8 protein-coding genes are annotated in these 9,857 nt (G+C 67.4%); 3 read left to right on the top strand and 5 right to left on the bottom strand.

The window, feature by feature from the left end:
- The coding region (locus B4M62_RS01200) for an AAA family ATPase (RefSeq protein ID WP_290703949.1) at window positions 1–489 on the top strand (489 nt) is incomplete at its 5' end.
- The gene (locus tag B4M62_RS01195) at window positions 489–1,901 is read left to right on the top strand and encodes a DUF58 domain-containing protein (RefSeq protein ID WP_290703943.1); all 1,413 of its coding nucleotides are present in this window, start codon (window positions 489–491) and stop codon (window positions 1,899–1,901) included. The genes B4M62_RS01200 and B4M62_RS01195, both read left to right, overlap by 1 nt.
- Before the next feature lie 49 nt (window positions 1,902–1,950).
- Here B4M62_RS01195 and B4M62_RS01190 read toward each other — a convergent pair whose 3' ends face one another.
- A complete protein-coding gene (locus B4M62_RS01190) occupies window positions 1,951–2,946 on the bottom strand; it encodes a stage II sporulation protein M (protein WP_290703940.1) in 996 nt (331 codons plus the stop codon).
- A gap of 67 nt (window positions 2,947–3,013) precedes the next feature.
- Between B4M62_RS01190 and B4M62_RS01185 the strand changes: the two genes are divergently transcribed.
- Window positions 3,014–3,913: an RDD family protein gene (locus tag B4M62_RS01185; protein WP_290703937.1), complete on the top strand. Its 900-nt coding sequence runs from the start codon at window positions 3,014–3,016 to the stop codon at window positions 3,911–3,913.
- A gap of 43 nt (window positions 3,914–3,956) precedes the next feature.
- Here B4M62_RS01185 and B4M62_RS01180 read toward each other — a convergent pair whose 3' ends face one another.
- From B4M62_RS01180 to B4M62_RS01165, 4 genes are all read right to left on the bottom strand, one after another.
- On the bottom strand, window positions 3,957–5,147 hold the full coding sequence (locus B4M62_RS01180; protein ID WP_290703934.1) for an acyl-CoA dehydrogenase family protein: 1,191 nt from the start codon (window positions 5,145–5,147) through the stop codon (window positions 3,957–3,959).
- 126 nt (window positions 5,148–5,273) lie between these two features.
- Entirely contained in the window at window positions 5,274–7,190 is a 1,917-nt protein-coding gene (locus B4M62_RS01175; protein ID WP_290703931.1) for an ABC transporter ATP-binding protein, read from the bottom strand.
- A complete protein-coding gene (locus tag B4M62_RS01170) occupies window positions 7,187–8,932 on the bottom strand; it encodes an ABC transporter ATP-binding protein (RefSeq protein ID WP_290703928.1) in 1,746 nt (581 codons plus the stop codon). Before B4M62_RS01170 ends, B4M62_RS01175 begins: the two co-directional genes overlap by 4 nt.
- A gap of 108 nt (window positions 8,933–9,040) precedes the next feature.
- Entirely contained in the window at window positions 9,041–9,835 is a 795-nt protein-coding gene (locus B4M62_RS01165; protein ID WP_290703925.1) for a family 1 encapsulin nanocompartment shell protein, read from the bottom strand.
- Between the last annotated feature and the right edge of the window lie 22 nt (window positions 9,836–9,857).

Below are 9,857 nucleotides of genomic sequence, written 5' to 3'. Positions count from 1 at the left end.
ACCTATCCGCTGCCGGAAGCACAGCTCGACCGCTTCCTGTTGAAGGTGACACTGCCGCTGCCGCCGCGCGAGGACGAGATCGCGATCCTGTCCCGACATGCGGCCGGATTCGACCCGCGCAACCTCGCCGGCGCCGGGATCACCGCGGTCGCCTCGGCCGACGACATCGCTGCCGGCGTGACGTCGGTCAGACAGGTGTCGGTCGCGCCCGCCGTGCTCGGCTACGTCGTCGACATCGCCCGCGCCACGCGGATGTCGCCGTCGCTCTCGTTGGGTGTGAGCCCTCGTGGCGCCACCGCGCTGCTTGCCACCAGCCGCGCCTGGGCGTGGCTGTCCGGACGCGACTTCGTGACGCCCGACGACGTGAAGGCGCTCGCGCAGTCGACGTTGGCACACCGTCTGGGAATGCGCCCGGAGGCCGAGTTGGAGGGGGTTTCGGTCTCGGCGGTGCTGGACGCGGCGATTAATTCCGTACCCGTGCCGCGCTGATGTTCGTCACCGGCCGATTCGCGCTGCTCGTCGCCCTCGGCGCCATTCCCGTCGTGGTCTGGCCGTCGGGCCGGACGGTACTGGCGTGGGCGGCCCTGGTCCTGGTGGTGGCGCTGCTGGACCTGTTGCTGGCCGGGGCGACGACGGCGGTGACCGTGACGCGGGGGAAGACACCGCCGATCCGTCTGGGCGAGCACACGACGACCAGGCTGTCGGTGGTCAACACCTCGGGGCGGCGGTACCGCGGCCGGCTCCGCGACGCGTGGCAGCCGTCGGCCGGCGCTGGCGCGGCCCAGCACCCCGACCGTCGCGCGGCCGGGGAGCCCGGTCTCGCCGCCGGTCTGGCGCGGCGCGGGGAAAACCTCGCGCGGCAGCTGTCCGGCGACCCCGGCCCGCCCGGTCCGCAGGCGAATCGGCAGGACCTGAACGTGGGCCCGGGGGAACGGCAGTTCTTCGACGTCGGACTGCGCCCGACGCGCCGTGGCGACCGGCTCGCCATTCGACTCACGTTGCGCCGCAACGGACCTCTCGGGCTCGCGGGACGACAGCGCTCGCTCTTCCTGCCCGGGACCGTGCGCGCGCTGCCCGCTTTCGATTCGCGCAAACATCTGCCCTCGCGGCTGGCCTCGCTGCGTCAACTCGACGGGCGTTCGGCGGTGCGCACCCGGGGGCAGGGGACTGAGTTCGACTCGCTGCGGGACTACGTCGAGGGCGACGACGTGCGCTCGATCGACTGGCGCGCGACGGCCCGTCGTCGTTCGACCGTGGTCCGCACCTGGCAGCCCGAGCGCGACCGGCACGTCGTGATCGTCCTTGACACGTCGCGGACCTCGGCCGGGCGGATCGGCGATCAACCCCGCCTCGACGCCGCGATGGATGCCGCGCTGCTGCTGGCGGCCCTGGCATCCCACGCGGGCGACCGCGTCGACTTCATCGCGGGGGACCGGGCGATCCACAAAAAGGTGCGCGCCACCCGACGGGTGAACCTGCTCAACGAGATGGTGACCGCCATGGCGCCGCTGGAGTCAGCACTGCTGGAAGCAGACTGGGGCCTGCTCGGCGCGGAGGTGTCTCGGACGGTCGGTCAGCGCGCACTAGTCGTGCTGTGCACCCCGCTCGAGCCGGCCGCGATCGCCGAGTCGCTGCTGCCGACGCTGGCGGTGCTGGCGCAGCGCTACCAGGTGGTGATCGCGTCGGTCTCCGATCCCGCGCTCGACGAGATGCTCGCCGACCGGTCCGATACCGCCGCGGCCTATCGTGCGGCGGCATCGGCGCGCACGCTGACCCAGCGCGAGGAGACCGCCGCTGTCCTGGCGAAGCTGGGTGTCACCGTGATCGACCGGGGTCCGGCGGAGTTGCCCCCCGCCCTGGCCGATCACTACCTGTCGCTGAAGGCGCGCGGCCAGCTGTAGCCGTCGGGGCCCAACGCCGGCTGGGCCCAGAATTTCGTCGACGGTGCCGTCAAGCGGCGACCGGAGCTTCATAGCCCCGGTCGGCCTCACTTTCCAGGTCGCCCGTCGCACCGTCGAGGTAGGCCTTGCGGCCGAGGATGAAGACGTAGGCGAGGAAGCCGAACCACACCGCGAGGCCGATGCTGATGCGGGCGACCGTCGGTAGCGGCGACGGGGTTACGAAGGCCTCGATCACCCCACTGAGCAGTAAGAGTCCGATGAGTCCGATGCCGATGGAGATGGCGGTGCGGCCTTCCTCGGCGAGGGCGCGCGTCCTCGTCCGGTGTCCCGGCGCCACCCACGTCCAAAACAATTTGAGGCCGATGGCACACGAGATGAACAGGCATGTCATCTCCAGCATGCCGTGCGGCAGGATCAGACCGAAGAAGATGTCGGCTTTGCCGTTGCCGATCATGAGCGCGGCGACCTGGCCGAGCGACACAACGTTCTCGTACAGCACGTAGACGACTGGGAAGAAGAACACGCCGAAGGCGATCGCCAGCAGGGCGAGACGGAAATTGTTGGTCCAGACCTGGAACGCGAAGTACTGCGCCTGATGATTGGAGTAATAATCCGCGAAGCTGCTATCGATGTACCGCTGCCCGAACTGCTTCAACAGCCAGGCCATCGTCGTCGGGTGGTTCAGACTCCAGAGCACCATCACGGCGATGGTCGCCACTGATCCGACCATGATCGGCACCCACCACCACCGCAGCCGGTACAGGCCGGCGGGCAGGGTGCGCGTCAGGTACGTCGCGACGATCGCCCACGTGAACGGTCGGGACCCTTGGGCACGGAACCGGGCGCGAGCCACCAGGGTCGATAGGTACTCGACGGTCTGGGCGTCGGGCGATGTCGATCGAATGACCGAAAGGTGTGTCGCCGCGCGCTGGTAGAGATCGAGTAGCTCGTCGGATTCGGCGCCGCTGAGACGACGGGTTCGCACGAGGTCGTCGAGGCGATTCCATTCGGCACGGTGCGCATCGAGATAGGCATCCAAGTCCACGCTCAACACCCTAGTCAGCCGGTGGCGTCGGTGTCCCCCGGCTGAATCGTCCCCTAGAGTCGTGGACATGTCTCGTCCCGTGCCAGGCCCGTACCGGGCGGCCGTCCCACGTCCGCCGCTGCGGCCATTGCCGCCGCCGGTATCGCCGTCGCACAGCGGCACCCGCGGGGTCGGGCGGGACGACTTCGTGTCCGGTGAGGCGGTGGCCCTCGATCTGCCGTCGGCGAACCTCGGATTGCGTGTGTTGTCCGGATTGATAGACGTGACGCTGGGTTGGGCGCTGTTCTGGTTGTGGTTCCTCTACCTGATGCCCCAGATCTCCAAGGTCGTACAGCTCGACTCGGCGTTTCGGGCGGGACTGGGCACTGCCTGGACCGTGCTCGTATTCTTGGCGCTACCCACCGTCGTGGAGACGCTGACCCGCGGCAAGACGCTCGGCCACCTTGTTCTCGGGTTGCGGACGGTTAATGACGACGCGGGGCCGATCACGATTCGGCAGGCTTTTGGGCGCGCGCTGCTGGGCATGCCCGAGCTGTACTTCTTTGCCGGGGTTCCCGCGCTGGTCACCGCGGCGGTCAACCCGAAGAGCAAGCGGCTGGGCGACCTCGTCTCGGGTACCTATGTGATTCGGGATCGGAGTGTCGCACCGCCCGCGCGGCTTGTGTTCATGCCACCGGAACTGGCGCAGTGGGCGGCCAGTGCAGACCTCGCTCCGATGCCGCCGAGTCTGGCCAGCGGAATCCGGGGGTACCTGGACCGCTATTGCGACTTCACGCCGCAAGCTCAGGCGATCAACGGGCAACAGTTGCTGGTGCGGGCGCTGGGGTTCGTGGCACCGCCGCCGCCGCCGACCGCCGCACCGCGCGACGTCCTCGCCGCGATCGCCGCCGAACGCTACCGGCGGGACGCCGAGCGCATTGCGCGCAACCAGAAGCTGCAAGCCGCGTTGTTCACCCCGTCGCGTTGACGTGCCGATACACCCGCTCCGGCATCTGCGGGGCGGGTGATCGCTACTTGAGGTCGGTGCTGGTCTTGCCGAGGATGCGCCGCGAGATGATCAGCTGCTGAATCTGCTGGGTGCCTTCGAAGATGTCGAGGATCTTCGCGTCGCGCGCCCACTTCTCGAGCAGCATCGTTTCGGAGTATCCAGCGGTCGCGCCGATCTCAACGGCTTTGTTGGTGATGTCGGTGACGGTGCGCCCGGCCTTTGCCTTCGCCATCGATGCCTCGACGGAGTTCGGCTCGCGATTGTCCATCATCCATGCGGAACGCAGGGTGAGCAGCCAACCCGCCTCCCAATCGGATTCGAGGCGGATGAACTCGGCGACAGCGGCGTGCTGGGCGGCGGCAGGCTTGTCGTAGTCGACTTCGTGGCCGGCTTCGCCGAGCAGGCGGCGCATCTCCTCGAGCGCTGCCCGGCCCACGCCAACGGCCATCGCCGCGACGACGGGCCGCGTGTTGTCGAAGGTCTGCATGACCCCGCCGAAGCCCTTCTTGGTGTCGATTTCCGGTGAGCCCAGCAGGTTCTCTTTCGGCACCCGCGCGTTTTCAAACACGATGACGGCGGTGTCGGAGCCCTTGATCCCGAGCTTGTGCTCAAGGCGGGCGACCGTGACCCCGGGGGTATCCATCGGAACGACGAAGGACTTGATTGCGGCACGACCGGCCGACCGGTCCAGGGTCGCCCACACCACGACGTGGCTGGCGCGCGATCCGGAGGTGACAAAGATCTTCTCGCCGTTGATGAGGTAGTCGTCGCCGTCACGGGTCGCGGTGGTGGAGACGGCCGCCGAGTCGGAGCCGAAGCTCGGCTCGGTGATCGCCATCGACGCCCAGACGTCGCCGAAGCGGTCGAGTTGCTCGGGGTTGGCGACGGCGGCGATCGCGGCATTGCCGAGTCCGCGGCCCGGGATTGACAACATCAGGCCGACGTCGCCCCAGCTCATCTCGGCAGCCGACAGAACGCCCCGCATGTTGGTGCTGTTGACGGTCTCGCCCGCGGCGGGCTTTTCGCCGGCCTCGGTCTTGTCGCGCTCGGCGGCCTGCTTGGCCAGCTTGGCGAAGTCGTCGAGCTCGGTCGGGTACTCGTGCTCGGCCCGGTCGTACTTGCGCGAGATGGGACGGAAGATGTGCTCGGCCGCCAGGTGGGCCTGCTCGACCGTCGAGTTCAACTTCTCCGGGAGCTCGGTGTTGATTGCCATGGCCGATACCTTACTCGGCAGTAAGGTTCTACGTCCAGTGGGTGTGACCCACTCCTGCAGCGCGATTGTTGACCAGCAGCGTCGGTCGGCGCTGCACGGTCACATTCACGCTGCACGACGGGAGATTCAGTCGAGCGCGCCGCTGAATTGGCTCTGGTACAACCGGTAGTAGGCGCCGCGGGCATCGAGGAGCTCGTCATGGGTGCCCTGCTCGACGATGCGGCCCTGTTCCATGACGATGATGGTGTCCGCGTCGCGGATCGTCGACAGGCGGTGGGCGATGACAAACGACGTGCGGTCGCTGCGCAGCGCGGCCATCGCCTGCTGGATCAGCAACTCGGTGCGGGTATCGACCGAACTCGTCGCCTCGTCGAGGATCAGGATCGTGGGCCTGGCCAAGAAGGCCCGGGCGATCGTGATGAGCTGGCGCTCCCCGGCGCTGACCCCGCCGCCCTCCTCGTCGATGATCGTGTCGTAGCCGTCGGGCAGCGTGCGGACGAAGTGGTCGACGTGGCTGGCGGTCGCGGCCTCGAGAACCTCTGCGCGGGTGGCCGACGGGTTGCCGTAGGCGATGTTGTCATAGATCGTCCCGCCGAACAGCCACGAATCCTGCAAGACCATTCCGGTGCGCGAGCGCAGGTCGCGGCGTGTCATCGCCCGGGTTGACACGCCATCGAGAGTGATTGCGCCCTCGTCGATGTCGTAGAACCGCATGATGAGGTTCACCAGCGTCGTTTTGCCCGCCCCGGTTGGACCGACGATGGCGACGAGGTGGCCCGGCTCGGCGATCAGCGACAACTCCTCGATCAACGGCACATCGGGCAGGTACCGGAAGGAGACGTCTTCGAAGGCGATATGGCCGCCGGCGTCATCGGGAGAGTCCGGCCTTGCGGGGTCCGGCGTCTCCTCGGTCGCGTCGATGATGTCAAAGATCCGCTCGGCCGATGCGACACCGGACTGCATCAGGTTGAACATGGACCCGATCTGGGTCAACGGCTGGGTGAACTGGCGCGAGTACTGGATGAAGGCCTGTACCTCGCCGAGACTGAGCGACCCGGACGCGACGCGGAGACCGCCGACGACGGCGACGACGACGTAGTTGACGTTTCCCAGGAACATGATCGTCGGCATGATGATCCCGGAGATGAACTGGGCCCGCCAACTGGCGTCGTACAGTTTTTCGTTGCGGCCGTCGAAGGCGTCCATCACCTGGCGTTGTCGGCCGAAGACGGTGACCAGTTCGTGTCCGGTGAAAGCCTCCTCGATCTGGCTGTTCAGCGTTCCCGTCGAGGCCCACTGCCGGCCAAAATGTGGTTTGGAGCGTTTGGCTATCAGTGCGGTTGCGATGCCGGCCGCGGGGATCGTCAGCAGCGCGATGATCGACAGGAGCGGCGAGATCCACAGCATCATGGCCAGGATGCCGACCACCATCAGCACCGAGTTGAGGAACTGCATGATCGTTTGCTGCAGGGTCTGCGACAGATTGTCCAGGTCGTTGGTGACCCGGCTCAGCAGATCACCGCGCTGGGCGGCGTCGTAGTACCGCAGGGGAAGTCGGTGGACTTTGACCTCGACGTCGGCGCGTAGCCGGGTGATCGTTCCGACGACGACGATGTTCAGCAGGTAGGAGGCGAGCCAGCTCACGAGGCTGGCCCCGACGTACAGGGCGAGTACGACGGTCAGCACGCGGGCGACGGCGGAGAAGTCGACACCGACCCCCGGGGTCAGGTTCATCGACGCCACCATGTCGGCGAATGTGCCCTGCCCGCGCCCGCGTAGCCCGGCGACGGCCTGCTCCTTGGAGATTCCGGCGGGCAGGCGGGAACCGATGATGCCGTTGAAGATGAGATCGGTGGCATGTCCGAGGATGCGGGGGGCGATCGAGGTGGCGACGACCGAGCCGACGATGGAGGCGAGCACCACGATCATCGCGATGCGATAGTGCGCCAGCAGGCCGATGAGCCGCTTGATGGACGGGCCGAATGAGCGCGGCTTCTCCGCCGGGTCGGCTCCCGCCGCCAGCGGGCCGCGCGGCCCGGTCATGATTGGCCCCCACCCGGCGCGGTGACGGCAAGTTGGGACTCGACAATCTCGGCATAGGTCGGACAGGTTGCCGACAACTCGTCGTGCCGGCCTCGCCCGACGATCTGTCCGCGGTCGAGCACAATGATTTGATCGGCATCGATGATCGTCGAAATCCGTTGCGCCACAATGATCACCGTCGAATCGCGGGTGGCTGGCGAGAGCGCGGCGCGCAGTCGGGCGTCGGTGGCGACGTCGAGTGCGGAGAACGCGTCGTCAAACAGGTAGACCGACGGTCGACGCACCAATGCACGGGCGATCGCCAATCGTTGACGCTGACCTCCCGAGACGGTCGTGCCGCCCTGGGCGATCGCGGTGTCCAGCCCATCGGGCATGGCGGTGACGAAGTCGTCGGCCTGGGCGATGCGCAGCGCCTCCCACAATTCCTCATCGGTGGCGTCGGCCTTGCCGTAGCGCAGGTTGGACGCGACGGTGCCGGAGAAGAGGTATGGGCGCTGCGGGACGACGCCGATCACCGATCGCAGCAGGTCGGGGTCGAGGTCGCGGACCGCGGTGCCGCCGACGGTGACCTCGCCCGCCGTCGTATCGATGAGCCGGGGGATGAGCGAGATCAGCGTCGACTTGCCCGAGCCGGTCGAGCCGACGATGGCCGTCGTCGTACCCGGCCGGCACTCGAAGGCGAGCTCGGTGAGAACAGGCTGGTCGGCGCCGGGATAGGTGAAGGCCGCTGATTCGAAGGCGACCGCGGCCGGATTGCCGCGGAAGCCGGCGGGGTCGGCCGGGGGGACGACGCTGGTGTGGGTGTCGAGCACCGCCATGATGCGTTCGGCGCAGACCGCGGCCCGCGGGGCCATGATCGCCAGGAATCCGGCCATCATGACGGCCATCAGAATCTGCATCACATAGCTCATCAGCGCCGACAGTGCGCCGATCTCCAGCGCCCCGGCGGCGATCTCGTGGCCGCCTACCCAGATGATCGCCACCATGGTGATGTTGGTGATGCCCATGACCACCGGGAACACCAGCGCGAAAATGCGGCCCACCCGCAACGAGGCGTCGGCGAGGCTGATGTTGGCGACTCCGAACCGGGCGATCTCCTCCGGCTCGCGGACGAAGGCGCGGACCACGCGGATGCCGGTGATCTGCTCGCGCAGCACCCGGTTCACCGCGTCGATCCGCTCCTGCATCGAGCGAAATCCGGGGATCATGCGGGTGATGGCAATCGTCATGAACAGGCCGAGCACGGGTACCGCGACGGCGAGTACCCACCACATTCCCGGCGCGACCTTGATGCCCATGATGATGCCGCCGATACACATGATCGGGGCCATGATCACCAGGCTGACGCTCATCACCGCGAGCATCTGCACCTGTTGAACGTCGTTGGTCGTGCGGGTGATGAGGGACGGCGCGCCGAAGGTCCCGATCTCCCGTTGGGAGAAGGAGTTGACCCGGTGGGCAAGGTCGTGACGGATATCGCGGCCGGCACCCATCGCCGCCCGGGCACCGAAGTAGATGGCCACGACACTGCCGACGACTTGGGCGAGCGTGATCGCGAGCATGATCACACCGGTGTGCAGGATGTAATCGGTGTCCCCGCGTGCGACGCCGAAGTCGATGATGTCGGCGTTGAGGGTCGGGAGGTAGAGCATCGCCGCGGTGGCGATCAGCTGGAGCACGATCACCAAGGTCAGTTCGCGCTTGTACCGCGCGAGATAGATGCGCAATAGGCGGGTCAGCATCCCGTCGAGGCTACTGTGCGCGGGACGGGCGCGCCATGGAGACTCACCGAACGACGACCGGGCCCGGAGTGAAAGCGGGCAAATCCGGCTGGGGCGGCGTCAGTTGGGCTACGTCAGCCTGACTGCGGCCTCCGGGGTGTAGACGAGGAACGTGAACGACTCGATGAAGTACAGGTTCACCACGTCTGCCGTGTGTGAGTCGTAGCCGATCGACACGTCCTGACCGATGGTCAGCTCAAAGTCGCCGCCCCGCTGGGAGACGACGTAGGCACCGGAGATGGCCGGGGCCCACACAATCTCACCTGCGGCGAGCTGGCGCTGCAAGTGTTCGCGCACCGGGTAGCCGTGATCGGAGGTCTCGCTGATGACGTTGTACAGCGGCGCCGACACCGCCACCGAGTACGGGTGGTCGACGGACTCCATCTTGAGTTTGCTCAGCGCCTCGGCGAGCGCCACCGGATAGTCGGCGACGTCGTCGGGCAGCGTGATCGGCCCGAGTGCCCGCTCGCCGATCCCGCCGATCCCGGCGGCCGCGTAGCCCGCGAAGATCGCCCGGTCCTCGGCCAGTGCCAAGTCGCGGGCGGCATCACGAACCGGATCCCAGTCTGAGCCCTTGGCGCCACGGTCGACGTTGTCGATCGAGTCGCGGGTGACGGTGAACGGCACCCGCAGCTCGACCAGGGATTGCGAATCGCGCAGGGACGCCTCGATGCCGTCGCCGGGCGAGTCGATCTTGTGGGTTCGGCCGGTACCGACCGCTGCAGCGTCGAGCCCGAGGGGACCGGCCACGTCGACGATGCGCCGTCCGGCGACATTGCGTTTGAAGGAGCGTGACGCCTCGGTTTCGATCTCCTGCCAGGCCGCCGCGGAAATGGGGGCGAGTTCGCGATGCAGGTTGTTCATGATGTCCTCCTCGTCGAGCGGA

It is taken from the genome of Gordonia sp. UBA5067 (assembly GCF_002414845.1).
GTDB classification, from domain to species: Bacteria; Actinomycetota; Actinomycetes; order Mycobacteriales; family Mycobacteriaceae; genus Gordonia; species Gordonia defluvii.
Note: the sequence above shows the minus strand (reverse complement) of the source record. Positions and strands in the feature narration are given on the sequence as shown.